We start from the raw sequence: 1,614 nt of genomic DNA on the forward strand, positions 1-1,614 counted from the left end.
TAAACAACGAAACTCTCTACAACCAAAAGTCTACATTGGTTTGACGACGGACAGTTTGAAAATTATCAATAAAAAATGGTTTAACTTCAACTAAATGAAAATGTTATGAGTTTTTTAAATTTAAACAAACAATTTTATAATGTTTTAGACGAGTTGTTTCAGATCAATAAATTAAGATCTTGGGAAGAAATATCAAAAACCATAACACTTGAAAAGATTTCAAAAACATATGAAGAATATTCTAAAATTTTTAATAATACAATAGACAGAGCCTCCCTTTTGCCTAAAAATAATCCAAGTGAAAAATTAACTTCAATTTTCCACGGAGATTTAGATGGGACTACAATTATTAATAATATTGCTCGTCATTCTTGTTATACTGATGAAATCATTGTACTTCATCCACTTCAAAATCCTTTAATTACTAACCCAAAAATGAACCCAATTGAGTTCCCGGGATTATGGCAAAGAGATTTCATAAACAGCCTCTATTTCTATATAGTAATAAGAAAATGGGTAGTAAGCGGCATCGTACATTTAATTCAAAGTCCAATAGATTATGATTATAATGCAACAAGGTACTTTTGGGATTTAGCCAAGAGAAGAGTTTCAGATAGGGGTTTTGTGATAGAAGACGAAGAAGTGAAACAAGAACAAGAATTAAAATTATTTCAAAACTTTAAGTATACTCTTGCAGGTCTATCTGATGAAATTCTAATTTTTAACTTGAAGAAATTAATGCCTGAAAAATCAGATGATGAAATCGATTACTTTTTTAAAGAAATTCGGCAATCTGAGGATAGTTTACCATTAAAATTAGATTTACCTTATAATTTAAAAGACGGAATTTTAAATTTAAACAAAAATGGTGGCAATCTTGAGCATATTGATGCATTATGTGAAATGACCGGCTCTTACTCATTTACAACAGAAAAAATCATAAAAAGACAACTAGAATTAAGAGGAACGAATTCTTATTGGACTAAATTCAGTACTTTACACTCAGGTATAAATTTAAACTACTTAAATGGTGTTGATGTAAGTTTTGCCTTACAAATTAGAGAAGAAGATAGGCTTGCAGGTGTAAGAAGATCACTGAGAGAAATTTCAACAACCATTGATTCAACTGATTTCAACAATATTAAAGAAACAGATATACTAGCTTTAAATGATAATTTTAAAGAAGCTGTTAAAAGTTCAGAAACTGAATGGGAAAAAATAAATTCTGATGCTAAGAAACACAATATTTTAGGTGCTGTAGCAACTGCATTTATTACTGAACCAACCAGCATTATTGTACCTGCAATTAGTTTAGCTTCATCAATCGGGATAAGTGAATATTTTAAACAAAAAGGAATTAAAAGATACCGCAATAGTAATCCGTTTTCTGTATATGTAGATTTAAAAAATAAGAAACCATCATTTTTAACTGATTTGAAGAAGTGTATTTTTTAAAATCTAGCGCAGAAATCTAGCGCAGACACAAAAAAACCACTTGGTGATTATCCAAGTGGTTCATTATCAATATTTTAATTTCTACATTTTTTACTATTCTTACTCGTTATGAGCCCGACGAGCTACCGCTGCTCTACCTCGCGATGTTTGGAGGGCAAA

The 1,614-nt window shown here is 29.9% G+C and carries 1 protein-coding gene; it reads left to right on the forward strand.

Going from position 1 to position 1,614, the window contains the following annotated elements:
* Nucleotides 1-105 precede the first annotated feature (105 nt).
* On the forward strand, nt 106-1,455 hold the full coding sequence (locus tag ACOYLT_RS11920) for a hypothetical protein (RefSeq protein WP_422854055.1): 1,350 nt from the start codon (nt 106-108) through the stop codon (nt 1,453-1,455).
* Nucleotides 1,456-1,614: the final 159 nt, after the last annotated feature.

Source organism: Flavobacterium sp. (genome assembly GCF_049318185.1).
In the GTDB taxonomy this organism is placed as follows: Bacteria; Bacteroidota; Bacteroidia; order Flavobacteriales; family Flavobacteriaceae; genus Flavobacterium.